Source organism: Streptococcus mitis subsp. hohhotensis (genome assembly GCF_000722775.1).
Taxonomy (GTDB): Bacteria; Bacillota; Bacilli; order Lactobacillales; family Streptococcaceae; genus Streptococcus; species Streptococcus carlssonii.
Map to the genome: position 1 here is coordinate 22,865 of NZ_JPFZ01000010.1, position 26,781 is coordinate 49,645.

The following is a 26,781-nucleotide window of genomic DNA, read 5'->3' on the forward strand; positions in this document are numbered from 1 at the left end:
CCTGTCACGAGACGGGATTTTTCTATTCTTCTAGCTATCAAATTCACTTAGATACTCATAGCGTTCGTATTTTTCAAGGAGTGCTTCGTTTTTCTCATCCAGTTCTTTTTGGAGGGTAGCCAGTTTACCAAAGTCAGATCCGTTAGCCTGCATCTCCTCTTCAATCGCAGCGATACGATTTTCCAAGGCTTCAATATCACCTTCAATACTTGCCCACTCCTGCTTCTCTTGGTAGGTCATGCGTTTCTTGTCTTCTCTGACCTTGACCACTTTTTCCTTTTCGGCTTTTTGCACTTGATTGGCCATCTCTGTTTCAAAGACTTTTTCATCAAGATAATCGGTATAATGGCCAAAGAAAGGACGAATCTTACCATCCTCAAAAGCCAGAATCTTAGTCGCTACCTTATCCAAGAAATAGCGGTCGTGACTAACAGTCAAAACTGGACCAGCGAAGCCTTGCAAGAAATTCTCCAAAACTGTCAAGGTCGCAATATCTAGGTCATTTGTCGGTTCGTCTAATAGAAGAACATTTGGTTTTTCCAAGAGCAGTTTGAGGAGATAAAGACGTTTTTTCTCTCCCCCAGACAATTTCTCAATCAAGGTTCCATGCGTCGAACGTGGAAAAAGAAACTGCTCCAGCAGCTCTGCAATCGAAGTCGTAGAACCACCGCTGGTCTTGACCTCTTCTGCCACTTCCTGCAAGTAATTGATAACTCGCTTGCTTTCATCCAAGCCCTCAATTTGCTGAGAGAAATAGGCGATGCGAACTGTTTCCCCAATCACAACTTGTCCTTCAGTTGGCTCAAGACTTCCTGCAATCAGGTTGAGGAGGGTTGATTTTCCAACACCGTTATCCCCAACGATTCCGATACGGTCTTTGGCCTGAACTAAGAGATTAAAATCTTGCAAAATGGGCTTATTTTCATAGGCAAAAGAAACATCCTGAAACTCGATGACTTTCTTCCCAATCCGACTGGTTTCAAAGTTCATGGTCAAATCTGTTTCAGCAACGCCACCTGAAACTTCTTTCTTCAAGTCGTGGAAACGATTGATACGAGCCTGCTGCTTGGTTGCACGCGCCTGCGGTTGTCTGCGCATCCAGGCCAATTCTTGTTTGTAGAGTTGTTCTTTTTTGTGAAGAAGAGCTGCATCGCGCTCATCTTGTTCAGCCTTAAGGCGAACATAGTCCTGATAATTGCCTTGATACTCGGTCAATCCAGCTCGATCCAACTCGAAAATCCGTGTTGACAGTGCATCTAGGAAATAGCGATCATGGGTGATAAAAAGGACAGTCTTCTTGGAATTTTTCAAAAAGAGGGTCAGCCACTCGATGGTCGCAATGTCCAGATGGTTGGTCGGCTCATCCAAAAGCAAGAGGTCGTGGTTGCCAAGTAAGACTTGCGCCAACTGGACCCGTCTTCTCAGACCACCTGACAATTCCCCAACAGGAGTGGATAAGTCCTGAATACCCAGCTTGCTAAGGACAGTCTTTACCTGACTCTCAATTTCCCAAGCTTGGAGAGAGTCCATTTCTGCCATGACCCGTTCCAAATGCGCCTGCTTGTCCTCACTGTAGTTGAGCATAATCAACTCATACTCACGAATGAGCTGGATTTCCTTGAGATCGCTAGATAGGACTGTATCCAAGACCGTCTTGCTATCATCAAAATCAGGATCTTGAGTCAAATAACCAATCTGGTAATCATTCTTAGCCGAAAAGGGACTAACATCCCCATCAAAGCCAGAAACACCAGAAAGGACGTCCAAAAGGGTGGTCTTGCCCGTTCCATTGACACCAATCAGACCAATTCTGTCTAGGTCATGGATGATAAAGGAAATATCCTTAAAAACGGTCTTGTCACCGACGGATTTACTTAGTTTTTCAACGATAAAATCACTCATTTTTTCTCCCTCAGATAAGCATGGATGGCTTGACGGTCATTTTCCAATTCTCCATCGACAATGGCATACTCAATCTCTGTTAAAATCTCTCCTAAGTCAGGTCCTGGGTGATAGCCATATTCCTTAATCAAAATGCCACCATTAATCTGAATTTCTTTCTTGTCATGAATGGTCAAACTCTGATAGGTTTCTGTGATTGCTTGTGGATTGACTTCTTTTCCTTGGGCCTGACGAAGATTTTCAGCCTGTAAAAGCAAATCCAAGTCAAAGCGATAACAATCGCGCTTGCTCAACTCTCCCTTTTCACGCAAGGTCAAAATAGTCAGCAAATCCTGAACTTGCTTGGCAAACTGGCGTGAGGTCTTCCAAGCCTTCAAAAATGGCTGCGCATTTTCAATCTCCAAAGCCCACAAAAGAGCTGCCCAGGCTTGTTCAGAGGATTCAAAGGTGAAATTAGCCTCCAAATCAAACAGTCTGTTGAGCTTGTCTTGGCTAGATGCCATATCAGGGAGATAGTCATAAGCTTGACTCTCAATCATGGAAGCCAAACCCCTTCTCCAAAATGGAGCCAGCAAGAGTTTATCAAACTCGACGAAGGTACGCTCTACAGAAATTTTCTCCAAAAGCGGCGTCAAGGTCTTCATAGCTTCAAATGTTTCTCGCTCAAGTTCAAAGCCAAGACTAGCCTGAAAACGAAAACCACGCATAATCCGCAGAGCGTCTTCGTTGAAACGCTCACTAGCTACACCAACCGCTCGCAAAACTTGATTTTCTAAATCGTCTAGCCCATGAAACAAGTCAATGATTTCCCCTGTCTCGTCCAAGGCAAAGGCATTGACTGTAAAATCACGGCGCTTGAGATCTTCTTCTAGCGAGCGAACAAAAGAAACCGCACTGGGTCTGCGATAGTCCACATAGACGTCTTCGGTCCGAAAGGTGGTTACCTCATACTCCTCATCCCCATCTAAGACCAAGACGGTTCCATGTTCAATTCCGATATCGGCTGTTCGCGGAAAAATCTGCTTGGTCTCCTCTGGATAGGAAGACGTCGCAATATCCACATCATGGATGGGACGATTTAGGAGGGCATCTCGAACAGAACCTCCAACAAAATAGGCCTCAAAACCTGCTTCTTTAATTTTTTCTAATACTGGTAAAGCCTTCTGAAATTCAGAAGGCATTTGCGTTAATCTCATAATAAGTGTTCTAATCCATAGACAAGCTCATGACGCTTGACAACTTCTTTAATTCCCAAATTCACCCCTGTCATGAAGGAGCTGCGATCATAGGAGTCATGACGGAGGGTCAATCCTTCTCCCTGATTGCCAAAAATGACTTCCTGATGGGCTACCAAGCCAGGTAAACGAACTGAGTGGATACGCATGCCATCAAAGTCAGCACCACGGGCACCTGCAATCAGCTCTTCCTCGTCTACTGCGCCTTGCTGGATAGAATCTCGAACTTCTGCCATTAACTCAGCTGTTTTAATAGCTGTTCCACTCGGAGCATCCTTTTTCTTGTCATGATGGAGCTCAATAATCTCCACATTTGGGAAATATTTGGCAGCCTGCTTTGCAAATTGCATAAGCAAGACAGCACCCAAGGCAAAGTTAGGAGCAATCAAGCCACCCAAATCTTGAGTACGAGAAAATTCTTTTAGCTCTGCAATTTCTTCACTAGTAAATCCTGTCGTTCCAACTACTGGAGCAAAGCCATTCTCAAGAGCAAAGCGTGTATTTTCATAGGCAACAGCTGGAGTAGTAAAATCTACCCAGACATCCGCTTCAAAGCCTGTTAAATCAGCCTTATCCTTGAAAACAGGAATACCCTGCCATTCTGATTCAGACTCAAAGGGATCCAAAACTGCTACCAAGTCCAAGTCTGGATCAGCCAAGACCATCTGACAAGCAGCCTGGCCCATCTTTCCCTTAAAACCAGCAATAATTACTCGAATACTCATCTCTACTCCTGTCTAAGATACAAAGCCTGTGAGAACAAAACGTGAAAATAAGAGTTCTGATCAAAGAGTGTCTACTCCTTGGAAGAACTATCTTTTTCACACAGGGTTCCAGGCGTGTTCATTTGCTAACTTCTTAACTAAGCTAAAAGTCCCAACTAAATCACTGGAATATAACCCAGAGCAATGCTTCCTGATCCTAGGTGTGTCCCAATGACACTACCAAATGTAGCTAGTGAAATATCCGTACCCACTCCAGATTCAAGCAAGTGCTGACGCAATTCCTCAGCCTTTTCAGGAGCATTCCCATGAATGACAATGACCCGATATTGGCCTGAAGCCGTTGTTTCCTTGATAATTTCAATTAAGCGTTTGGTTGCTTTCTTTTCAGTACGAACTTTTTCGTAAACTTCAATCACACCTTGGTCGTTGAAATAAAGGATTGGCTTAATGCTAAGCAAATTGCCCAAAATGGCAGCCCCATTTGAAAGGCGCCCACCTTTTACCAAATGATCTAAATCATCTACCATGATAAAAGCTGACGTACGGCTGATTTGAATGGCTAGCTTATCCTGAATGCTGGCAAAATCATCGCCCTGGTCACGCCAATTAAAGACGCTTTCAACCATGATACCCAGAGGAGCACTTGTAATCAAAGTGTCTGGAAAAGCAATGGTTAAACCATCATAGTCATCTATCATATACTGAATATTTTGGTAAAAACCTGAAATTCCAGAAGATAGGAAAAGCCCCAAAGCATGTGTATAACCTTGTTCTTTGAGCGAAGTTAAGATTTCATCTAACTTGGCAATACTTGGTTGACTAGTCTTAGGCAATTCAGAAGCCTGAGCCATTTTTTGGTAAAATTCTTCAGCAGTCAGATTGATGCCTTCGACATACTCCTCACCATCAATATTGACAGGAATATCCAAGACAAATAAATCTTCTCTTTGCAAGGTCTCTGCACTGAGATAGGCAGAAGAATCTGTGATAACAGCTAGTTTCATATTAGAACTCCAAATTGATTCCTGGTAAGTCTAATGCAATTTCAGTTACTTCGTAAGTCAAACGGTTGAGCATGTTCAAACATGGACGAGCCAAAGTTTCCACTTCTTCTTGGCTCAATTCACTTGGTTCATTGACAATACGGCCATCGATGTGGTTTACCTGTGAAATGGTTCCACTGATAACAAACTTATCAAATACAATCATAAAGGTCAAGATGACAATCAAGGAAGTCACTTGATTTTCTTGGTCATGTTGGAGCAATTGGAAGTTCACATCCACCTTAGTTTCAGGAGCTCCATTTTCATTTTCCCATTCAAAATTACGCGCATCAAAATGATACTGACTAACAAATTCTTGTTCACGTTTAAGATTCATGTCTTTCTCCCTTGGTACAATATTATAAGCTATTGTACCATAATTTTTTATTTTCATCTAGTTTTCTAGGATTTAGTCAATCCCGATTTCAGCTCGAACTACGTCTGCGATAGTATCAACATAGTAGTCCACTTCTTCTGTTGTAGGCGCTTCTGCCATAACACGTAAGAGTGGCTCTGTTCCACTTGGGCGAACAAGGATACGGCCATTCCCTGCCATTTCTTCTTCCATCTTCTCGATGATAGCCTTGATAGCTGGCACTTCCATAGCCTTTTCCTTCATGGCATTTTCCACTCGGATATTGACTAATTTTTGTGGATAGATGGTTACTTCTGCAGCCAACTCTGACAAACTCTTACCAGTTTCCTTCATGATTTTAGTCAATTGGACAGCTGATAATTGACCATCACCTGTAGTATTGTAATCCATCAAGATAACGTGACCAGACTGTTCACCACCAAGATTGTAGCCTGATTTTCTCATTTCTTCAACAACGTAACGATCGCCAACTGCAGTAACTGCCTTGTTAATGCCTTCGCGGTCCAAGGCCTTGTGGAAACCAAGGTTAGACATAACGGTTGTCACAATTGTATTTTGAGCCAATTGTCCTTTTTCAGAAAGGTATTTCCCGATGATGTACATGATCTTGTCACCATCAACGATCTCACCATTTTCATCAACAGCAATCAAACGGTCACTGTCTCCATCAAATGCCAAACCGATAGCTGACCCGCTTTCTTTAACCACTTCTTGCAGGGCTTCTGGGTGGGTTGAACCAACATTAAGGTTGATGTTAAGACCATCTGGTGTTTCCCCGATAACTGTTAATTGAGCACCAAGGTCTGCAAAGATTTGACGGGCACTGGTAGAAGCTGCTCCATTAGCTGTATCCAAGGCAACCTTCATTCCATCAAGAGGAGTTCCAGTTGAAACAAGGTATCCTTCATACTTACGCAAGCCTTCTGGATAATCTACCAAGGTTCCCAATCCTTCTGCACTTGGACGAGGAAGAGTGTCTTCCTCAGCATCTAGCAAGGCTTCAATTTCTGCTTCTTTTTCGTCATCTAGTTTGAAGCCATCACCACCAAAGAACTTAATCCCATTATCAAGGGCTGGGTTGTGGCTAGCAGAAATCATGACACCTGCACTAGCTCCCTCAGTTTTAACCAAGTAAGCTACTGCTGGTGTTGCCAGAACGCCTAGTTTATATACGTGAATCCCTACAGAGAGGAGACCTGCTACCAAGGCCGATTCCAGCATTTCCCCTGAAATACGTGTGTCACGTCCTACAAAGACTTTCGGTGCTTCCGTTTCATGTTGGCTGAGAACATAGCCTCCAAAACGTCCTAGTTTAAAGGCCAATTCTGGCGTTAATTCTACGTTAGCTTCTCCACGGACTCCATCAGTCCCAAAATATTTACCCATTTTTATAAAATCCTTTTCCTATTTTTAATTCGTTTTTGAACTAGTTGCTTTTGTTGACGAAGATGTCTCTGACGAACTGCTTGTGCTTGAACTTGGTGCTACTGGTTTTGTAGTGACCTTCATTGTTGTATCAAACGGAGTGATAACTACTGGTAAGACTACCCCGTTGCGGTCGATTGCCTGCAAAGGTACTGAGCCACTGTAATTACCTGTTATGCGTTCGCTGGTTGGTAAAAGCGCAATAACTTTGTCAATCTTAGCTAATGTTTCCTGGTCAGTCGTGACCGAAACGCGTTCATTTGACACGGTTACACTATCAAGTTGTAGCTTGGGATCAATCTGGCTTTGGTCAACTTGTGGCACAACAATCATCCCATCTCGCTTAACCTTCTTCCCAACTTTCACTGTAATCTTTTGAGGCGTTGCCACAGCAGTCAATCCACTAGGAAGATTTTCAATGTTCAAAGGAACTTCAATCGTTCCAACACTAGCATCTGTCAAATCCGCTGTAACCTTAAACTTACGAGTACTTTCCTGCATTTCACTGGCCAAGGTCACACGATTGGCACCTGTCAACACAACTGAAACTTCTGATGCAAATCCGCTAATGAAATACTGGTCATCATCATAGTGAATATCGATAGGAACATTTGCTATCGTATTGGTGTAGGTTTCTGATTTGACCTGTCTTGCGGTATTGTTATTTTGAAAATTAGTCGATGTTGCATAGATGAATAAGACACAAGCAAAAAAGAGAGATGAAATGATATATAGACTATTTTTTCTCATATTTCCAACCTCCTAGCAAACGGTCCTTAAAACTGACTTTTTCCTCAACAGCTGGCACAAGAATTGAACGTAGTTCTGCTTCAAATTCTTCAATCGTCAAGTCGTGCTTGAAGACCCCATTGTAGGTAATAGAAATACCACCTGTTTCCTCTGAGACAATGAAGGTCAAGGCATCGGATACTTCTGATAAACCGATAGCCGCCCGGTGTCTGGTCCCAAATTCCTTGGAAATTCCTGTACTTTCTGTCAAGGGCAGATAGGCAGAGGTAACGGCAATCCGATTTTCTCTGATAATCACAGCACCATCATGTAGGGGAGTGTTGGGAATAAAAATATTGATGAGGAGTTCTGCCGAAATTTTGGCATCCAAGGGAATTCCTGTCGCGATGTATTCTTGTAAGGTCCGAACCCGTTGAATGGCAACCAAAGCACCAATCTTACGAGGACTCATGTATTCAACTGACTTGACAAAGGCACGAATCATTTTCTCTTCTGCACTAATTTGAGTAGTAGAAAAGAAATCTGTCGCCCTTCCCAAGCGTTCCAAACCAGTCCGAATCTCTGGAGAGAAGATAACAACCGCAGCAATGACCCCATAGGTAATAATCTGATTAATCAACCAAGAAATCGTTGTTAAACCAAGGATATTGGCCACAACCTGGGCTAATACAAAGATCAAGACCCCCCGCACCAAAATCATAATCTTGGTACCAGCTATCGCTTTTGTAAAACGATACAAAACATAGGTCACAATCAAAATATCAAACAGATTGATGGCAATACTCCAAGGACTAGAAAACAAGCTAGTCCAATATTGCAGGTTGGATAATTGTTGAAAGTTCATCTGCTGTCTCCTCTCTGTCCAAACACGTTCCTCTCTATTATACCATTTTTCTGGCATTTTTTTCCCTATCCTACTTCATTTTAAATTAAGGAAAAATATGATAAAATAAACTGACTAGAAAAAACAAAGGAGAAACCATGTCCCAACTCTATGATATCACTATTGTAGGTGGTGGTCCTGTCGGTCTTTTTGCGGCCTTCTATGCCCACCTACGCCAAGCTAACGTTCAAATCATCGACTCCCTTCCCCAACTAGGTGGACAGCCTGCTATTCTCTACCCTGAAAAGGAAATCCTAGACGTACCAGGTTTCCCAAACCTAACTGGAGAAGAGTTGACCAACCGCTTGATTGAACAGTTAAACGGCTTTGATACCCCTATTCATCTCAATGAAACGGTTCTTGAGATTGAAAAACAAGAAGAAGGCTTTGCCATTACCACTTCTAAAGGAAGTCACCTGTCTAAAACTGTTATCATCGCTATGGGTGGCGGTGCCTTTAAACCACGTCCGCTGGAACTAGAAGGCGTTGAGGGCTATGAAAATATCCACTACCACGTTTCCAACATCCAGCAATATGCTGGGAAGAAAGTGACAATTCTTGGTGGAGGAGACTCAGCTGTAGATTGGGCTTTGGCTTTTGAAAAAATCGCACCAACTACCCTTGTCCACCGCAGAGATAATTTCCGCGCCTTGGAGCACAGTGTCCAAGCCTTGCAGGAATCATCTGTAACCATCAAGACACCATTCGTCCCTAGCAAACTCCTTGGAGATAGAAAAACGCTCGATAAACTTGAAATCACAAAAGTTAAATCTGATGAAACAGAAACGATTGACCTAGACCACCTCTTTGTCAACTATGGTTTCAAATCTTCTGTCGGTAACCTCAAAAACTGGGGTCTGGACCTCAATCGTCACAAGATTATTGTCAACAGCAAGCAAGAATCTAGCCAATCAGGTATCTATGCTATCGGAGACTGCTGCTACTATGACGGAAAAATTGACCTGATTGCGACAGGCCTCGGAGAAGCTCCAACCGCTGTCAACAATGCCATCAACTACATTGACCCTGAGCAAAAAGTGCAGCCAAAACACTCAACCAGTTTATAAAAAAGAACCACGAGTCACATAGGATTCGTGGTTTTAAAATGAACTACACCTCAAAAGTTAGACAGAAATACATCTAACTTCTGATATGCAGCCCACCTTCTCTTTGCTCTTGTTTGAATAAGAAATTTTTTGAAGAATCATTAGATTATACAAAGTATTCATATCAGCCTTTTAAAGCTATATAAAAACTCTCCAACTATTCTATTATACCATATAAAAAAATAAATAAATAGACTTGTTTTTTCTTTTTTTTGACGTATACTAATAATAGAAAGCGCTTTAAATAAAATAAAAGGAGGTTTTATGAGGAAAGTAAATAAGGACATTTTATTCTTAACTGGAATCATAGTTTTATGTTTTGGTTTTTTATTATTTCACATCAACCCCTATTATGCCGAACCCTATGCGACACTGAAAGAAAGAATAAATTTATTCTTTTGGCAACTATATTGGAGACCTGTAGGAACTCTCAGTATTATTTCGGGTTGCATTATAACTTTCAAAGGATTGAAAAAATAATCTTTTACTCATGAAGAAAAAATTTGTTATGATTAAACTGAAACTATTGTTTTTCTCTCTACTATCAAGTCTATTATTCTTAGTCACAACATCTACGGTTTTTGCTGATGTCTATCCTGGTACAAATTATGAAATTGTATCTAATCGTATTGTAAAAGATATCAACACAGGAGAGTTATTGTCATTTTATACAACTGAACTTAGAGACGCCTATTTAGAGTCTAAATCTACGTATCAGACTCGTTCTAATGCAACTGGTGTTGCAGACTATAGAACTAAATACTCTCACTCTTACAAGAAAAGCACCACATCAGGTCCTGTAAGTTCAACTGCCTATGGTGGAAAAGCTGGAGCTACTCTGACTGTAGGTGCAGGTGTTAGCTTTTCTGCTCCGGAGTCTGGAGCTGGACTTAGTTTAAATCACTCAGTCTCCCATAACGTACCACCCTACACTTATGGTTATATTAGACTAAAAGCATCTTACACAGTAAACGTTCGTAAACTAGAAGTTAGATACTTAGGCACCAACAAATGGGTTCCAGCTGGTGAAACCTCTACTATATCGAATGTTAGCGTTTGGAGCGAACTGGTCACTTGGAAATAACTCATTAGAGACTGGGTAAAAACTCAATTTCAGGAGAAAATGAAATAAATTTTCTCACAATAAAACGCATAGTATCACGGTTTTCAATATCTGATATTATGCGTTTTTGATTTTAAAGAGCTAAATTTCTTAACTTAATGACATTGCTTTTTGCCTTTCCCCTTCTTTTTCAAAAAGCAAAAATGTCCTATCAAATTGATAGAGCATGTGATATCATAACGATGGCACTAACGATACTCCTTGGAAAAGGAGGTATTACAGATGCCAGAACTTCTCAAAATAGTACTTATCGCAGTCATCGAGAGTATCATCTCATGGCTGGTGACTCGTTGGTTAGACGATCACTTCGACAAGTAATACTCTTCGAAAATCAAATTCAAACCACGTCAGCTTCGCCTTGCCGTACTCAAGTACAGCCTACGGCTAGCTTCCTAGTTTGCTCTTTTATTTTCATTGAGTATAACCTTCCTGGTTAGTGCTATCTAACCCAGAAAAAATCCCCTCGGTACTGCAATACCGAGGGGATTTCTGTTAGCACTAAAATGCTAGAACTTCTCAATTCCCCTTTATTATCTCACATGCTCTATTCAATTGTCAAGAAAGAGGTGTTTTATATTTTTATAACTCATCGGCTATCTTATTGATTTTTCTGAGTCTGTGGTTGACGCCACTTTTGGTCAGAGGGTTGCTGAGGCTATCTGCTAACTGCTGGATAGAGTAGTCTGGGTGCTGAATCCGCAGCTGCGCCACCTCCTGCAAATCCACTGGCAGATTTTCTAAGCCCATGATATCTTTAATTTTACTGATATTGTTGATGGTCTTCATGCTGGCAGAAACTGTTCGAGCGATATTAGCCGTTTCAGCATTATTGGCCCGATTGAGGTCGTTACGAGTTTCTCGTAAAATCTTAACCCGCTCAAAATCATCACGCGCCTGCATGGCTCCGATGACAATCAAGAAGTCCATAATATCTTCGGCACGCTGGAGATAGGTAACAGCTCCCTTCTTGCGCTCAAGCACCTTGGCATCCAGCAAAAACTGCTGGAGAAGAGAGGCAATCCCTTGCGCGTGGTCCAGATAAACAGAACTGATTTCCAACTGATACTTGCCTGACTCAGGGTCACGAATGCTTCCATTTGCCAAGAAAGCACCACAGAGATAGGCACGGCCTGCTTCCTCGTCTGATAAAATCTCCTCGTCAATACCTGTTTCCAGACCAAAAAAGGAGTCTGCCAAGTGCAAATCACTCAGCAGGTCCTGCACCTTTTCATCTGTAAAAACGGTATAGACCCGATTCTTACGAAGATTACTTCTTTGGTGGTGTCGGATTTCCGATTTGATTTCGTAGAAATGAAGAAAGGACTCATAGAGGTGACGAGCCAGTTTGGCATTTTCTGTCACGACGGACAAGGTCAAGCCCGAAGTTGAGAGGCCGATACTGCCAGACATCTTGATAATAGCAGATAATTCATGCCGGCTCAGATGGTGTTGACCTAGTATTTCTTCTTTTACTGCTACTGTGAAACTCATTTTCTCACCTGTATAATCCGCATCAACTCATCCACAATCAAATCCCCATCGTGGAAGGCACCCCCATTTTCCAGACGAAGGAAGTTGGATGAAATCACACGCGGAACCTGCTTACAAAGCCCAGCAAAGTCATGGTCCACCTGCACCAAGTATTCATCAAAGCGATTGGAATTCATGTATTCCTGAGGCACTTTTTCGATATTCACCAAGACAGTGTCGATAAAAGGTCGGCCAAGGTGACGATGCAAGACTTCCACATGGTCGCTATCTGTAAAGTGTTCCGTCTCCCCACGTTGGGTCATGATATTGCAGACATAAGCAATTTCTGCCTTAGTTTCCAAAAGCGCCTGACCAATTTCCTTAATTACAATATTGGGCAAAATCGAGGTAAAGAGGGAACCAGGCCCTAGGACAATCATGTCACTTTCAAGAATGGTCTGCACTACTCGACGGCTAGCCAGAGGTGTATCATCATTGAGGGTATTGGTCACATAGACATGGTCAATCATGCCCGGATGGTCTGCAATATGACTCTCTCCAGCCACTTCTGTCCCATCCTGAAAAACTGCATGAAGGGTCAAAGGATGGTCACTGGAAGGATAAATCTTCCCAGTTGTATGGAAAAATTTGCTCAGCAACTGCATGGCATTATAGGTCGAGCCCTGCATTTCTGACAGGCCAGCAATGATGAGATTTCCCAATGGATGGCCAGCAAAGGCTCCAGCATCCTCAGAAAAGCGATACTGAAAGACCTTCTCATAAAACTTAGGCATATCCGACATGGCCACAAGGACATTACGAAGATCACCTGGCGGTGTCAATTGTTGCATATTTTTTCGGAGTTCACCTGATGAACCACCATCATCTGCCACCGTTACGATAGCTGCGATTTCCACATCTTTTTCCCGCAGACTCTTAAGAATGACAGGGATCCCAGTACCTCCACCAATCACCGTTATCTTTGGTTTTCTCATGAACGGTTTACCGTTTCCTTTCTTCGGTCTTTGTCGCGATGCCCTTCATTAACAGGCCAATTCTTGGATAAGTCCTGCGCCAAGCGTTTAGCAAAAGCCACACTACGGTGTTGTCCACCCGTACAACCCATGGCAATGGTCAAAACGGACTTACCTTCCTTTTGGTAACTTGGCAAAATCGGCTCAATCAAGGCCAACAAATGTTGATAAAAGTCTTCTGACTCAGGATGGTTCATGACATAATCATAAACAGGTTCATCCACACCCGTTTGGTTTCGAAGTTCTGGTAGATAATAGGGATTTGGCAAGAATCGGACATCAAAGACCAAGTCCGCATCAATCGGGATTCCATATTTAAAACCAAAAGACATGACTTCGATACGGAAAGACTGGGCTTGTTCCTGATCAGAAAACTGCTCTGCAAGGGTTTTGCGCAGCTCACGTGGAGTAAGTTCAGTTGTATCCACCACATTTTGGCTCATATTTTTCAAAGGCGCCAAGAGTTCACGTTCCAGCTTGATGCCATCCAAAATCCGTCCATCTGCAGCTAACGGGTGACTCCGTCTGGTTTCCTTGTAACGAGCGACCAATTCCTTATCAGCTGCATCCAAAAAGAGAATTTTAAAGTCCAGTTCTTCCTTGTTTTCCAACTCATCCAAAACATCTTGAATCTCTGAGAAGAAAGAACGGCTACGCATATCTACTACCAAGGCCAACTTATGGTCGTCTTCCTTTGTTTCCACCAACTGCAAAAATTTAGGCAAGAGGGCTGGCGGCATATTATCAATAGTGAAATAACCTAGATCCTCGAAGGACTGAATGGCTACAGTTTTTCCTGCCCCACTCATCCCTGTCACAATCACCAAGTGAAGTTGTTTCTTTGTCATCTTTTTCTCCTTATATCAAAAGAAGCTTGGCAACACCAAACTTCAACTAGCTTATCCAATCTCTGCGATGACTTCAATTTCGACTTTTACATCACGAGGAAGACGAGCTACCTCCACAGCTGAACGAGCTGGAAATTCCTCTTTAAAGGCCGTTTGGTAAACCTCGTTAAAAGGAACAAAGTCGTTCATATCGCTCAAGAAGCAAGTTGTTTTGACAACATGGTCAAAGTCTGTTCCTGCTTCTGCCAAAATAGCACCGATGTTTTTTAAGACTTGCTCTGTCTGTTCTTGGATCGTTTCTCCAACGATTTCCCCAGTTTCAGGAGAGAGAGGAACTTGACCACTAGCAAACAAAAGGTTGCCAACGATTTTTCCTTGAACATATGGTCCGATAGCCTTTGGAGCTTTGTCTGTATGAATTGTTTTTGCCATTTTCTTTTCCTCACAATTTTTCTAAGATTGCATCCCAAGCCTCATCCATCCCTGCCTTGCTGACAGATGAAAAGAGGATGAAATCGTCACTTGGGTCAAAGTTTAATTTCTTTTTGATTGCTGATTCGTGCTTGTTCCATTTACCACGAGGAATCTTGTCCGCCTTGGTCGCCACAATGATGACCGGAATCTCATAATACTTGAGAAATTCGTACATCTGCACATCATCTGCTGACGGATCATGACGGAGGTCAACTAAACTGACTACTGCACGGAGATTTTCCCGAGTCGTTAGGTACTCCTCAATCATGCGCCCCCACTTTTCACGTTCCTTTTTGGAAACGCGGGCATAGCCATAACCAGGCACATCCACAAAGCGCATCTTGTCGTCAATGTTAAAGAAGTTCAGGAGCTGGGTTTTACCAGGTTTCCCTGACGTACGAGCCAGATTCTTACGGTTCAGCATGGTATTGATAAAGCTGGATTTACCAACATTTGAACGCCCTGCAAGAGCGATCTCTGGCAGTTCATCCTGCGGATAGTGGGACTTATTAGCCGCACTGAGCAAGATTTCAGCATTATGTGTATTAAGTTCCATAGTCACCTCTAGGCTGTTTCTAGGATTGGTTTATCCGTTCCATCGACAGCTTCTTTAGTGATGCGGACCAATTTCACATTTTCCTGACTCGGTACTTCAAACATGACGTCTAGCATGGTCTCTTCGATAATCGAGCGAAGACCTCGCGCACCAGTTTTGCGTTCGATGGCTTTATTGGCAATTTCCTGAAGGGCTTCATCGTCAAATTCCAACTCGACATCATCATAAGAAAGCAAGGTTTGGTATTGTTTTACCAAGGCATTTCTTGGCTCTTTCAAGATACGAACCAAGTCATCAACCGTTAATTGCTCAAGAGCTGCAAAGACAGGCAAGCGTCCAATCAACTCAGGGATAATGCCAAATTTTTGAATATCTTCTGCGATGATTTCTTGCATGTAAGAGCTATTTTCATCAATCCCTTTATTGTTTTGACCAAAACCGATGACTTTTTCACCCAGACGTTGTTTGACAATTTCTTCAATACCATCAAAGGCACCACCCACGATGAAGAGGATATTTTTAGTATCCACTTGAATCATCTCTTGTTGCGGATGTTTGCGTCCACCTTGAGGCGGCACGCTAGCAACGGTTCCCTCGATAATCTTGAGAAGAGCTTGTTGCACCCCTTCACCAGAAACATCACGGGTAATCGATACATTCTCACTCTTCTTGGCAATCTTGTCAATTTCATCCACATAGATAATGCCACGCTCTGCACGTTCGATATTAAAGTCAGCAGCCTGCAGGAGTTTGAGGAGAATATTTTCTACGTCCTCACCTACATAACCAGCCTCAGTAAGAGCTGTCGCATCTGCAATGGCAAAAGGTACATTTAAACTCTTAGCCAAGGTCTGGGCAAGGAATGTTTTCCCTGAACCAGTTGGACCAATCATCAAGATGTTTGACTTCTGCAAATCCACATCTTCTGATTCTTCGCGTGTATCGTGAAAATTGATGCGTTTGTAATGGTTGTAAACTGCAACTGCCAAGGCACGCTTGGCACGATCTTGACAGATTACATAGTGGTTCAAGATATGGAGAAGTTCGATTGGTTTTGGAACTTCAGACAAGTCAGCCAAGACTTCCTCAGCCAACTCCTCCCGAATGATTTCCTGGGCTAACTCTACACATTCATTACAGATAAAGGCGTTGTTCCCAGCGATTATTTTTTGTACTTCTTCTTGGCTTTTGCCACAAAATGAGCAATAAACCATCATATCATTATTCCTATTTGTAGGCATGATTTCCTTCCGTTCTATTCTATACTGTCATTCTATCTAAAATAAGGTCATGTAAAAAGCATGGATACTATTGACCAAATTGGTAAAAGCATTTAACCAGAGCAGGACAGAAAGTCCATAACGCTTTTTACGAAAAGCCTGTGCCCCAGCAAGCAAACAGACCAAACACAGCATGGCTGTGAAAAAACCAAATATACTACGTTCCATTAGACTTCCTTTCTCTTGCGGTATTGGATGGTAAAATCATAAGGATTTTTCTCATCTTTGGCATAAGATTTGCTTGAAACCGTCTCAAAAAGGGACAGATCAAACTCCTCAGGAAAATAGGTATCTCCTTCCACCCGAGCATGGATTTGAGTGACAATTACTTCATCGAAATAGGGTTCAAAAGCCTGAAAAATCTGCTTTCCACCAATAATATAGAGATTCTTGTCTTGACCCTGATACCAGTCCAAGACAGACTGGATGTCCTGAAAAGTAGCAACCCCATCTATCTTTTCTTCCGGGTTACGTGTCAAAATCAAGGTCTCCCGTTTTGGAAGCAGTCGACGTCCCATCCCATCAAAGGTCACGCGTCCCATCAAGATAGCATGATTCAGAGTTGTTTCTTTGAAGTGTTGCAGTTCTGCTGGCAAATGCCAAGGCAGACGATTGTCCTTGCCAATCACACCCTCTTCATCCTGGGCCCAAATAGCTACGATTTTCTTAGTCATGCTTCCATCCTTTTCACTGATAGTACTATTTTATCAAAAAACTCAAAAAAAGACTGGTTTGGAATAGCTTACAGAATAGAAAAAAATCCGTAAGAGGCATCCTACAGATTTTTATATGATTATTCTATTTCTTACAAACCAGGTGCTTGTCCAAGTTCTGCCGCAAGCATCCAGATTGTTTTATCAGTTTCAGTTTTAGCGTCTGAGAAGATACCGTTTGTCACATCGTCACCTTCTTCATCAGTGACATCCAAACCTTTTTGGAAAAGTTCTGACAAGTAACGGTAGATAGCAAGCACACGTTCCAAGCTTTCTTCAACATTACGGTATTCACCAGCTTCTTCTTCGATTTCACTGTTTTGAAGGAATTCTGTCAATGTTGAGAATGGGCTACCACCAAGTGTAATCAAGCGTTCGCTAATTTCATCCAATTGACCATCAAGAGCTTCCATGTACTCATCCATTTTTGGATGCCATACAAGGAAACCACGACCACGCATATACCAGTGCACTTGGTGCAAAGCAACGTGGGCTACATACAAATCAGCAACAGCTTGGTTCAAGACTTCCTTAGTTTTTGCCAATGCTACTGGCGCTGCTTTTGTCAATGATGTTACGTCTTTTACTGCTTCTTTTTTCAATTCTACCATTTTATTTTACCTCATTCATTATTATTTGTAACCACTTCTTACTGATTACTATCTTAGTATACTACTAAGAATAACCAATAGCAAGCCAAATGACTCACATGAGAAAAGTTGCAATAGACTGATAATTTAAGAATTTTTTAGAATGAAACCCAGTCCCCTTACACCTCTCTTATACTCAATGAAAATCAAAGAGCAAACTAGGAAACTAGCCGCAGGCTGTACTTGAGTACGGCAAGGTGACGTTGACGTGGTTTGAATTTGATTTTCAAAGAGTATTAACTGCGACAAAATAAAGAAAAAGAGGATGCAATTTTCTTGCACACTCCTTTCTCAAACTTATATCTTAATACCAAACGCTGACGTCAACACGACCACGAATTCCTTTTAAGTATTCAGATGAGGTATATTGCCATCCTTTTTCACCTGAATAATGAGGATTTGTCCAATCAAGCGCATCAGTATAAGCAGCAACCCAATTGACATGTTGCAAAATATCAGGATGATTCAAACGAGTTTGTAAAAGTTGACGGTAGCTATAAACTTTCACATTTTGATAACCAGCCTGTTTCATTGTTGCCATATACTTGTTGATAATCTTGACCCAGGTTCCAGTATCACTTGGAGCTCTCTTGGTCTTATTGCCATATTCCCAGTTCTCAACATCGTAGTAGATAGGGTAAGACAAGTTCATCTTGTATTTTTTCAAGAGTTCAATGGTCTGATTAGCATCATTCTCAGCATCAGTCTCATTTTCAGCATAAGTATAGAGATAAACACCGTAAGGAATTCCAAGACGGTTTAACTCCTTAATATTATGAGCCAATTCCTTGTCCTCAGTTCCACTATAGCCCAAACGAACAATGACTCCATCAACGCCATTATCATCAATGACCTTTTTCCAGTCACTGATACGACCATTGTGTTCACTGACATCGATGACCTTTTTAACTTGATCAGTCCCAACTTGTTCTTCACGATGGTTAAAGAAATAACGTCTGCCATTTCGGTGAACCCAGCCAACATTCAAGTCTTTCTTTTCTTTTAACTCACCTGAGTCAGAAAAAATATAGCGAGCATCATCCATGACTAATTCACCAGTAGCCATAGCACCACTTCCTGTCAAATAGTAGTTACCCTGCCACTCATCTTTGGCCATGTAACCCCACTTCTTGAAATAGTACCACTTGCCGTCTACCTTTTGCCACTCTTGATTTGCATAAGAACCATCAGACTTGAGATAGAAGTAAGATGAATAGGCTGGATCATAAAGCCATTCATTTTGCATCATGGCACCTTGACCATTTAGGAAATAACTTCCCTGCCATTGACTTTTAGCTAAATAGCCCCATTTTTTAAAATAGTACCATTTACCTCCAACAGAATGCCATTCCTGGTTAGCATAAGAACCATCAGACTTCAGGTAAAACCAATTCCTATAGGCGTTATCATAAACCCATTCATTCTTAGCCATATAACCACCTAATTTTAGGTAGTAATTGCCCTGCCACTCATTTTGAGCATAACGACCATCTGACTTAATATAAAACCAAGCCTTATAGTAGTTATCAAAAATCCACTCACTCTTGGCTTTGGAACCATCAGCCTTTACATAATAATCCCCCTCCCAGTGGGCAGAAGCAGTGGTCTTTACACCTGCACTCGTTTGAGTTTTATTAGAAGACTGATTTTGCTCTGAACTACTTGAAACTGTCGTTGTATCCTGCGAAGTTTTTGCTACTTCAGTTTCATTTGCAGCTACATGACTAACTGCCAAGCCTAGTAAGCAGATACTTGCTAATCCAATTTTTCCAATCTTTGTTTTCAATCTTTCCTCTCCTATAAAAAATGGAACAGACATCTCAATGCTGTTCCACCTAGCTTTTGCTACTGATTATTTTACAAAGTCAAGCAAAGCCAAGAAGCTTTCAGCTTCAAGTGACGCACCACCAACAAGGGCACCGTCAACGTCTGGACAAGCCATGTATGAAGCAACGTTTTCAGGTTTAACAGAACCACCGTATTGAACACGAACTTTGTCTGCAACTTCTTGACCAAAGTCAGCAGCTACAACGTTACGAACAACTTTACACATTTTTTGTGCATCGTCTTGTGAAGCTGATTTACCAGTACCGATAGCCCAGATTGGCTCGTAAGCGATAACTGATGCAGCAACTTGTTCAGCTGTCAAACCAGCCAATGCAGCAGATACTTGAGCACCTACGAATTCAGCAGCTTTACCAGCTTCATAAGTTTCAAGTGATTCACCACAACAGATGATTGGAAGCATGCCGTTTGCAAAGATTGCTTTTGCTTTTTTGTTGATATCTTCGTCAGTTTCATGGAAGTAGTCACGGCGTTCTGAGTGACCGATAACAACGTAGTCAGTACCGATTTCTTTCAAAACTTGTGGGCTAGTTTCACCAGTGAAAGCACCTGCATTTTCAAAGTAGCAGTTTTGAGCAGCAACTTTAAGGTTTGAACCTTTAGCAGCAGCAAGAACAGCTGTCAAATCAAGAGCTGGAGCAGCGATACCTGCTTCAACAAGATCTGATGAAGGAAGTTTTGATGCAACTGCTTCAACGAATGCTTTAGCTTCTTCTGGATTTTTGTTCATTTTCCAGTTACCAGCGATAAATGGTTTACGTGACATTTCACATACCTCTTTTTTCAATTTATTTTCTATTTATTTTATCACAATTAAACACAGCTTGCAAATCTTACTCGGATTTCAAGCCTGCTTGCATGGATTAATCCTTCCAAAGATCCATGGCATTTCTGAAATCTGCAGATACCTGTGTCAACTGAGGATTGCTGGCTTCTCTTTCTGCCCGCTTAGCCTCGATTTGAGTCACACTCTTGATTCCTTCATGGCGCCAATTTCTCAAAATGGCCTGAATGTACTTCCAATTTGCTTTTCCATTTAAAACAGCTTCACGAAGAGCTTCCTTAATCAAGTCAGCACTGGTCCCATCTTCTTTTAGTGTCTTAGTCAAATCTTCAATCTCAAAAGGCGTCAACAAGCGACCCAACTCCTGTTGGAAGATTTCTACCAAATCCTTGAGCTGGTTTTGAGGTGTCAACTGATCTGAATTCGAATGAGCAACTCCAAGCAAGTCATCCAAACGTTCCAAAGCTAAACTAGCATCAAAAAGCAATTCGATTTCACCATTCAATTCGATCGTTCGATACTGAAGTAGTCCCCTCTCCGTCAGATTGGAAATGGACTGATTAACATCCGAAATTTCCTTGCCAATTCTTTCAGCAATCTGGCTTGGGGACATTTCATCTAGGCCTGTCGTATTTTGCAAATAGAAAAATTGCCAGACCAGAAAATCATCGCTGGAAGGAAAGAGTTCCTTAAAATGCAAGAGCAGGGCACTCGGCAAAACCAAGTTCCCTGATTTAAAAGCGTCTAAATATGTCATAATTCCTCTTATAAATACCCATATGCAGATGCATCATCTTCTATCTTTCTCCAGTCAAAGGGCGTCTCCTGATAGACCGCATAGTTTACCCAGTTACTGAAAAAGAGGGCTGCAGATGAAGACCAACAAAGACAAGGTGCCTGATTGACATCATCATCCTTAAAGTAATTTTCTGGAATATGTGGGTCTAAACCTGCGTCACGATCTCGGAAATACTCTTTTGCCAAGGTATCACGGTCATACTCCAAATGCCCAAAACTATAAATTTCTCGTAAGTCACGACTGGCCAAAATCGAAACCCCAACCTGAGGTCCTTCTGATAAAATTTCAAGATTGGTCTTGTTTAAGACTTCTTCCTTAGAAATCTCCGTATGCCGTGAATGAGGAGATACATAGCTATCGTCAAAGCCTCTAAAGAGAAGATGACCTTCCTTTAAGGTGTCCTGAGGATAGATACCCGATAACTTACTGTCCATCTGGTATTTTTCCACTCCATAGCGCAGATAAAGACCAGCCTGAGCACCCCAACAGATATGAAGGGTCGAATAGACATGAGTCTTGGACCACTCGATTACCTGACTAAATTCCTCCCAATAGTCCACTTCCTCAAATGGTAAATGCTCAACTGGAGCACCCGTGATAATCATGCCATCAAAATACTCATCTTTGACTTCAGGAAAAGTTTTATAAAAGGTCTCCATGTGCTCTGAACGAGTTGTTTTAGAACAGTGGCTCTCCATATAGAGAAAATCGATATCCAGTTGCAGGGGTGTATTGGCCAAATGGCGTAACAACTGGGTTTCTGTGACCATTTTCTGTGGCATAAGATTTAAGATTAAAATCTTCAAAGGACGGATATCTTGGTGGGCCGCACGTTGATCATCCATGACAAAGATATTCTCTGTCCGTAAAATCTCAACAGCTGGTAGTTTTTTATCAATTCGAATCGGCATAACCCTCTCCTAACTGTATTCTTTCAGGAATCATTGCATATGTTTGAAACTCTTCGAAAATCTCTTCAAACCGCGTCAACGTTGCCTTGCCGTAGATATGTTACTGACTTCGTCAGTTCTATCCACAACCTCAAAACAGTGTTTTGAGCTGACTTCGTCAGTTTTATCTGCAACCTCAAAGCTGTACTTTGAGCAGCCTGCGGCTAGTTTCCTAGTTTGCTCTTTGATTTTCATTGAGTATGAAACTAAAACTCAAACACTTAGTCCTTTTATTATACTGCAAGAAGATATAGTTTTCAATTATAGTTTTTCTCTAACTAGCTATAGTCTATTTTTATATCATAATGTAGAGAAAACAGCCCTAGGGACTGTTTTTCATCAATAATGCATGAGAACTTTGTAATCGTAGTCACCGATTTTTTCACGGCCGTTCAATTCATCCAATTCAACAAGAAAGGCACAACCTGCTACAACACCACCAAGTTTTTCAATCATCTCGATAGTTGCCTTAACAGTTCCACCTGTTGCCAAGAGGTCATCTACGATAAGAACACGTTGACCTGGCTTGATGGCATCCGCGTGCATAGTCAAGGTATCAACACCGTACTCTTTTTCATAGTCAGCAGAAATGACTTCGCGTGGCAATTTACCTGGCTTACGAACAGGCGCGAAACCAATTCCCAACTCAAAGGCAACTGGACAGCCCACGATAAAACCACGAGCCTCAGGTCCCACGATCATGTCAATTTTCTTGTCAGTAGCATACTGAACGATTTCACGAACAGCGTAGCTATAAGCATTTCCATCAGCCATCAAAGGACTAATATCACGGAAGGTAATTCCTTCCTTAGGATAATTTTCAATTGTTGCAATGTAATCTTTTAAATTCATCTTTTTCTTTCTTTCAAAGTTTTTTACTCTCTATTATACCATATTTTCTAGTAAAGAAGGAAGAGAAAACAGTATTTCATTTGCCCTCACCCTATAAGCCAAATAAGATGACCATTTTAGAGAGACTATAACTTACATACAAAAACGAGCACTTTCGTACTCGTTCTCTGATATAAACTACTGATTAAAGTGAGTTTACGTCAACTTTGATACCAACACCTTGAGTAGTTGTGATAGTCAAGTTTGTTACGTAAGTTCCTTTAGCTGTAGCTGGTTTTGCTTTTTGGATTGTTTCGTTGAAAGCTTTGAAGTTTTCAACCAATTTTTCAGCTTCAAATGATACTTTACCGATGATTGCTTGAACGTTACCTGCACGGTCAGCACGGTAAGTGATTTTACCACCTTTAGACTCTTCAACTGCTTTAGCAACATCCATTGTTACAGTACCAGTTTTAGGGTTTGGCATCAAGTTACGTGGTCCAAGGACACGTCCAAGACGTCCAACAAGAGCCATCATATCAGGTGTAGCGATAACTACGTCGAAGTCCAACCAACCATCGTTGATTTTAGCAACAAGGTCATCTTCACCAACAAAGTCTGCACCAGCAGCTTTTGCTTCTTCAGCTTTTGCACCACGTGCGAAAACAAGAACGCGTGAAGTTTTACCAGTACCGTTTGGCAATACCATTGCTCCACGGATTTGTTGGTCAGCTTTTTTAACGTCGATGTTCAAGTTGTAAGCAACTTCTACAGTTGCGTCAAATTTTGCAAAGTTAGTTTCTTTTGCAAGTGCCACAGCTTCTTCTACGCTGTATGCTTTTGTGCTGTCGATTTTCTCAAGAGCAGCACGAAGTTGTTTGCTTTTTTTAGCCATTTTCTATTCTCCTTGTAAGTGGTTCAATCGATTTTCATCTCCCACGTCACTCCTCGAAATGATGAAGTCTTGCGGGTTATATTGGGGGTGTTATTGATTAGTCAACAACAGTGAATCCCATAGAACGAGCAGTACCTTCGATCATACGCATTGCAGACTCTACGTTTGCTGCGTTCAAATCTGGCATCTTAGTTTCTGCAATTTCTTGTACTTGTGCACGAGTAACTGTAGCAACTTTAGTTTTGTTAGGTGTACCTGATCCTTTTTCAACACCTGCAGCTTTTTTCAAAAGAACAGCAGCTGGTGGTGTTTTAGTGATGAAAGTAAATGATTTATCTTCGTAAACTGAGATAACAACTGGAATGATCATACCAGCTTGGTCAGCTGTACGAGCGTTGAACTCTTTTGTGAATCCCATGATGTTGATACCAGCTTGACCAAGAGCAGGTCCAACCGGTGGAGCTGGTGTAGCTTTACCAGCAGGGATTTGCAATTTTACAAGTTTTTCGACTTTTTTAGCCATTTTTAAATCCTCCTTTGTGGTTTTGGCGGTAATTAAAGATTTTTACCTCCCACAAGTATGCTTTTCACATACCCATCTATTATACACTATTTATCTGAAATTGCAAGAGAAAAGTTTATTTTTTATACTCAATGAAAATCAAAGAGCAAACTAGGAAGCTAGCCGCAGGTTGCTCAAAGCACTGCTTTGAGGTTGTAGATAAGACTGACGAAGTCAGTTACATATATCTACGGTAAGGAGACGCTGACGTGGTTTGAAGAGATTTTCGAAGAGTATTAATCGACGTAATCTCCGCCTTCAAAGCCGTAGTATTCTTCCAAACTGAGACCACTCTCAGCAATTTCTTTAGCTTCTTTTCCGACATAACGAAGGTGCCATTCCTCAGCCATATAGCCTGTTTCCTTTTCCTTGCCTTTGAGATAACGGACAACAAAGCCATAATCAGCAGCATGGTCTAAGAGCCATTGGGCTGCTTTTTCTTCTGTTACCAAATCACCATCAGTCCCAATCACATCAAAGGCCAAGCCTGTCTGGTGTTCGCTATAACCAGGTCGAGCAGAATAACGGTCGGCAGCTTCTTTCCCATCTTGATTGACATAATCTTGATAGAGCTTGGTCTGAGTTTCATAACTTCTAAAGCCACTGTAATGGTCACTGATTGGGAACCCTGCCTCTTGCATGGCTTTGATGAGTTTGACCAACTCTGCCTTAGCTGTTGGATTTTCCCCTGGATTATAGTCTTTAGACAACGGATAGTGTTTGTTGGCTACGATGATTTCATCGTATTTCCCTTGGATGCTATAGTAGTCTCCTTTGTTAGCCACTTCTGCTTTTTTCTGGGCAGCTCCTTGAGATTTACTATCGACTGTTCCATCAGCTTTGGCTGTTTGTTCTGTCTTAGCTGCGCCATCTTCATTTTTTGCTTTTTCTTGTGAACAAGCTGCTAGACTCAAGGCTAGCAAGGCTGTCAAGACTAGGTATCTTTTTTTCATCTTTACTCCTTTATTTCTAATAGTTTATCTACTTCTGATGATAAACATTCGACTAATCTTTTAATCTCATCAGGTTTTGATTGGCAGATTTCTGCTGTCATTTCTTCAAAGGGAACCCACCATACTGGACCACGTCCATTGAGACCATAACCATTCATATCACCTCTTCGTCTAGGAAACAGATGCCAGTGGAGATGGGCATCGCCATTTCCTAGCAGTTCGATATTCATTTTCTCAGCAGCAAAGGCCTTGGCAACTGCCTCTTGGACTAGACTCATTTCTTCGAGAAAACGGAGTCTTGTCTCCTTTTTCAAATGGTGCAATTCGGTGACGTGTTCCTTGGCTAGAAAGAGACTATAGCCTTCAAAATACTGGTGGTCTCCAATCACAAGATAGCCTGTTTCCAACTCTTTGACAAAATAGGGATTTTCTCCCTTCTTGATGAGCTCAATTCTCTGGCAAATCAGGCACATATTAGTCTACCAATACGCTCTTAAGGTAAGCATCAACCATACGCTCCGTTGCGACAACTGAGTCAATATGGGTACGCTCATAAGAATGACTAGACTCAATACCAGCACCGAGAAGGGCGTGTTTAACCTCTGCCCCTGCGGACATGGCTGCTGAAGCGTCCGAACCATAAAATGGATAGATGTCCAGCTTAAATGGTATATCTTGCTCTTTCGCCAAGGCAACCAAATGTTGACGGAAGTCATAGTGATAAGGACCTGAAGCATCCTTGACACAGATGGACACTGTGTACTCATCTGTTTGCTGATCATCCCCCATAGCTCCCATATCCACAGCCAGATATTCGACTACTTGAGCAGGGATATTAGAGTTAGCACCGTGGCCTACTTCTTCAAAAACTGAAAAAGCAAAATGGGTTGTTACTGGCAATTCAATCTTCTCTTCCTTATAAATACGAAGTAGGTTAAGCAAAATCGCTGCACTGACCTTATCGTCCAAATGACGAGACTTGATAAAACCGGTCTCTGTCACGACAGTTCGTGGATCAAAGCTGATAAAATCACCGACTTCAATCCCCAAGGCACGAGTTTCTTTTTCATTAGTTACTTTTACGTCCAAACGCACTTCCATATTGTCTTGCGTGCGTTCTGCAGTTCCTGCATCCTTGTAAACATGGCAAGAAGTTTGGTGGATGAGGATGGTTCCTGATACTTTTTGACCTGTACTAGCCACATGAACGGTACAGTTTTCTCCTTCAATCATGTTCCAAGGAAAGCCACCGATACGGTCCAATTTGAGACGGCCGTCTGGTTTAACAGCACGGACAATAGCACCGAGCGTATCTACATGGGCAGTCACATAGCGTTGCTCTTCATCATTTTGACCTTTAATGGTCACATTGACACCGCCCTTGGCTGTGCGAACCGGCTGGTAACCAAAATCTTCCAAAGTATTGACTAAATAGTTCGAAATCTCCCGAGTGAAGCCTGTTGGCGATGCAATAGCTGTTAGTTCTTTGATATATTCTACTGTTTGATTCATTTATTTACCTCTTTTGCTACCTATTATAACACATTTATCATCGGATAAAAAAGAAAA

Annotated in this window: 30 protein-coding genes; 2 read left to right on the forward strand and 28 right to left on the reverse strand. The window is 41.8% G+C overall.

Features of this window, described 5'->3' with window-relative positions:
• Positions 1 to 30 precede the first annotated feature (30 nt).
• From SK608_RS07455 to cdaA, 8 genes are all read right to left on the reverse strand, one after another.
• Positions 31 to 1,902, reverse strand: a complete 1,872-nt coding sequence (locus SK608_RS07455) for an ABC-F family ATP-binding cassette domain-containing protein (protein WP_033677871.1) — start codon at positions 1,900 to 1,902, stop codon at positions 31 to 33.
• Entirely contained in the window at positions 1,899 to 3,098 is a 1,200-nt protein-coding gene (locus SK608_RS07460) for a CCA tRNA nucleotidyltransferase (RefSeq protein ID WP_082242459.1), read from the reverse strand. The genes SK608_RS07455 and SK608_RS07460 overlap by 4 nt, the downstream gene beginning before the upstream one ends.
• A complete protein-coding gene (gene dapB / locus SK608_RS07465; RefSeq protein WP_000027872.1) occupies positions 3,095 to 3,862 on the reverse strand; it encodes a 4-hydroxy-tetrahydrodipicolinate reductase in 768 nt (255 codons plus the stop codon). Before dapB ends, SK608_RS07460 begins: the two co-directional genes overlap by 4 nt.
• Positions 3,863 to 4,017: 155 nt before the next feature.
• The gene (locus SK608_RS07470; protein WP_033677877.1) at positions 4,018 to 4,866 is read right to left on the reverse strand and encodes a DegV family protein; all 849 of its coding nucleotides are present in this window, start codon (positions 4,864 to 4,866) and stop codon (positions 4,018 to 4,020) included.
• A gap of 1 nt (position 4,867) precedes the next feature.
• On the reverse strand, positions 4,868 to 5,242 hold the full coding sequence (locus tag SK608_RS07475) for a DUF1149 family protein (RefSeq protein ID WP_001050087.1): 375 nt from the start codon (positions 5,240 to 5,242) through the stop codon (positions 4,868 to 4,870).
• 72 nt (positions 5,243 to 5,314) lie between these two features.
• Positions 5,315 to 6,667: a phosphoglucosamine mutase gene (gene glmM / locus SK608_RS07480; RefSeq protein WP_033677880.1), complete on the reverse strand. Its 1,353-nt coding sequence runs from the start codon at positions 6,665 to 6,667 to the stop codon at positions 5,315 to 5,317.
• Between the two features lie 24 nt (positions 6,668 to 6,691).
• Positions 6,692 to 7,456 (reverse strand): CdaR family protein, encoded by a 765-nt coding sequence (locus SK608_RS07485; protein ID WP_033677882.1) that lies wholly within the window; start codon positions 7,454 to 7,456, stop codon positions 6,692 to 6,694.
• On the reverse strand, positions 7,443 to 8,300 hold the full coding sequence (gene cdaA / locus SK608_RS07490; protein WP_033677884.1) for a diadenylate cyclase CdaA: 858 nt from the start codon (positions 8,298 to 8,300) through the stop codon (positions 7,443 to 7,445). The genes SK608_RS07485 and cdaA overlap by 14 nt, the downstream gene beginning before the upstream one ends.
• 137 nt (positions 8,301 to 8,437) lie before the next feature.
• On the opposite strand from cdaA, the gene SK608_RS07495 reads away from it, so the two are divergent.
• Positions 8,438 to 9,406, forward strand: a complete 969-nt coding sequence (locus tag SK608_RS07495; protein ID WP_033677886.1) for an NAD(P)/FAD-dependent oxidoreductase — start codon at positions 8,438 to 8,440, stop codon at positions 9,404 to 9,406.
• Positions 9,407 to 9,935: 529 nt separating this feature from the next.
• Complete coding sequence (locus SK608_RS07505; RefSeq protein ID WP_235202159.1) at positions 9,936 to 10,529, forward strand: hypothetical protein; 594 nt, start codon at positions 9,936 to 9,938, stop codon at positions 10,527 to 10,529.
• 618 nt (positions 10,530 to 11,147) lie between these two features.
• Here SK608_RS07505 and whiA read toward each other — a convergent pair.
• The 20 genes from whiA to SK608_RS07605 form a co-directional block, all read right to left on the reverse strand.
• Positions 11,148 to 12,059 carry a DNA-binding protein WhiA gene (gene whiA, locus SK608_RS07510; RefSeq protein WP_033677890.1) on the reverse strand — a complete coding sequence of 304 codons (912 nt, stop codon included), beginning with the start codon at positions 12,057 to 12,059 and terminating at the stop codon, positions 11,148 to 11,150.
• Positions 12,056 to 13,033, reverse strand: a complete 978-nt coding sequence (locus SK608_RS07515) for a YvcK family protein (RefSeq protein ID WP_033677892.1) — start codon at positions 13,031 to 13,033, stop codon at positions 12,056 to 12,058. Before SK608_RS07515 ends, whiA begins: the two co-directional genes overlap by 4 nt.
• Complete coding sequence (rapZ, locus tag SK608_RS07520; protein ID WP_033677894.1) at positions 13,030 to 13,920, reverse strand: RNase adapter RapZ; 891 nt, start codon at positions 13,918 to 13,920, stop codon at positions 13,030 to 13,032. Before rapZ ends, SK608_RS07515 begins: the two co-directional genes overlap by 4 nt.
• 51 nt (positions 13,921 to 13,971) lie before the next feature.
• Complete coding sequence (locus tag SK608_RS07525) at positions 13,972 to 14,352, reverse strand: RidA family protein (protein WP_001140420.1); 381 nt, start codon at positions 14,350 to 14,352, stop codon at positions 13,972 to 13,974.
• A gap of 10 nt (positions 14,353 to 14,362) precedes the next feature.
• Positions 14,363 to 14,950, reverse strand: a complete 588-nt coding sequence (yihA, locus tag SK608_RS07530) for a ribosome biogenesis GTP-binding protein YihA/YsxC (protein ID WP_000422605.1) — start codon at positions 14,948 to 14,950, stop codon at positions 14,363 to 14,365.
• Between the two features lie 8 nt (positions 14,951 to 14,958).
• Positions 14,959 to 16,191 carry an ATP-dependent Clp protease ATP-binding subunit ClpX gene (gene clpX / locus SK608_RS07535; RefSeq protein WP_033677897.1) on the reverse strand — a complete coding sequence of 411 codons (1,233 nt, stop codon included), beginning with the start codon at positions 16,189 to 16,191 and terminating at the stop codon, positions 14,959 to 14,961.
• Positions 16,192 to 16,227: 36 nt separating this feature from the next.
• Positions 16,228 to 16,398 (reverse strand): hypothetical protein, encoded by a 171-nt coding sequence (locus tag SK608_RS07540; protein WP_000442260.1) that lies wholly within the window; start codon positions 16,396 to 16,398, stop codon positions 16,228 to 16,230.
• Positions 16,398 to 16,904 (reverse strand): dihydrofolate reductase, encoded by a 507-nt coding sequence (locus SK608_RS07545; RefSeq protein WP_033677900.1) that lies wholly within the window; start codon positions 16,902 to 16,904, stop codon positions 16,398 to 16,400. The genes SK608_RS07540 and SK608_RS07545 overlap by 1 nt, the downstream gene beginning before the upstream one ends.
• A 131-nt stretch (positions 16,905 to 17,035) precedes the next feature.
• A complete protein-coding gene (locus tag SK608_RS07550; RefSeq protein ID WP_004237560.1) occupies positions 17,036 to 17,554 on the reverse strand; it encodes a Dps family protein in 519 nt (172 codons plus the stop codon).
• A 343-nt stretch (positions 17,555 to 17,897) separates the two neighbouring features.
• Positions 17,898 to 19,412 carry a choline binding-anchored murein hydrolase LytC gene (gene lytC, locus SK608_RS07555; protein WP_082242461.1) on the reverse strand — a complete coding sequence of 505 codons (1,515 nt, stop codon included), beginning with the start codon at positions 19,410 to 19,412 and terminating at the stop codon, positions 17,898 to 17,900.
• Positions 19,413 to 19,445: 33 nt separating this feature from the next.
• A complete protein-coding gene (gene tpiA, locus SK608_RS07560) occupies positions 19,446 to 20,204 on the reverse strand; it encodes a triose-phosphate isomerase (RefSeq protein ID WP_033677904.1) in 759 nt (252 codons plus the stop codon).
• A gap of 97 nt (positions 20,205 to 20,301) precedes the next feature.
• A complete protein-coding gene (locus SK608_RS07565; RefSeq protein WP_033677906.1) occupies positions 20,302 to 20,979 on the reverse strand; it encodes a DnaD domain-containing protein in 678 nt (225 codons plus the stop codon).
• Between the two features lie 8 nt (positions 20,980 to 20,987).
• A complete protein-coding gene (metA, locus tag SK608_RS07570; protein ID WP_033677908.1) occupies positions 20,988 to 21,932 on the reverse strand; it encodes a homoserine O-acetyltransferase MetA in 945 nt (314 codons plus the stop codon).
• Positions 21,933 to 22,007: 75 nt separating this feature from the next.
• Positions 22,008 to 22,166, reverse strand: coding sequence for a hypothetical protein (locus SK608_RS11760; protein WP_235202160.1), 159 nt, complete (start codon positions 22,164 to 22,166; stop codon positions 22,008 to 22,010).
• A gap of 144 nt (positions 22,167 to 22,310) precedes the next feature.
• Positions 22,311 to 22,823 carry an adenine phosphoribosyltransferase gene (locus SK608_RS07580; RefSeq protein ID WP_001049318.1) on the reverse strand — a complete coding sequence of 171 codons (513 nt, stop codon included), beginning with the start codon at positions 22,821 to 22,823 and terminating at the stop codon, positions 22,311 to 22,313.
• Between the two features lie 184 nt (positions 22,824 to 23,007).
• The gene (gene rplA / locus SK608_RS07585; protein ID WP_001085675.1) at positions 23,008 to 23,697 is read right to left on the reverse strand and encodes a 50S ribosomal protein L1; all 690 of its coding nucleotides are present in this window, start codon (positions 23,695 to 23,697) and stop codon (positions 23,008 to 23,010) included.
• A gap of 97 nt (positions 23,698 to 23,794) precedes the next feature.
• Positions 23,795 to 24,220 (reverse strand): 50S ribosomal protein L11, encoded by a 426-nt coding sequence (gene rplK / locus SK608_RS07590; protein WP_001085807.1) that lies wholly within the window; start codon positions 24,218 to 24,220, stop codon positions 23,795 to 23,797.
• A gap of 275 nt (positions 24,221 to 24,495) precedes the next feature.
• Positions 24,496 to 25,212, reverse strand: coding sequence for an LD-carboxypeptidase LdcB/DacB (gene ldcB / locus SK608_RS07595; RefSeq protein WP_033677910.1), 717 nt, complete (start codon positions 25,210 to 25,212; stop codon positions 24,496 to 24,498).
• Positions 25,213 to 25,214: 2 nt separating this feature from the next.
• Positions 25,215 to 25,685, reverse strand: a complete 471-nt coding sequence (locus tag SK608_RS07600) for an HIT family protein (RefSeq protein WP_033677912.1) — start codon at positions 25,683 to 25,685, stop codon at positions 25,215 to 25,217.
• 1 nt (position 25,686) lies between these two features.
• The gene (locus SK608_RS07605) at positions 25,687 to 26,724 is read right to left on the reverse strand and encodes a M42 family metallopeptidase (RefSeq protein ID WP_033677914.1); all 1,038 of its coding nucleotides are present in this window, start codon (positions 26,722 to 26,724) and stop codon (positions 25,687 to 25,689) included.
• Positions 26,725 to 26,781 lie beyond the last annotated feature (57 nt).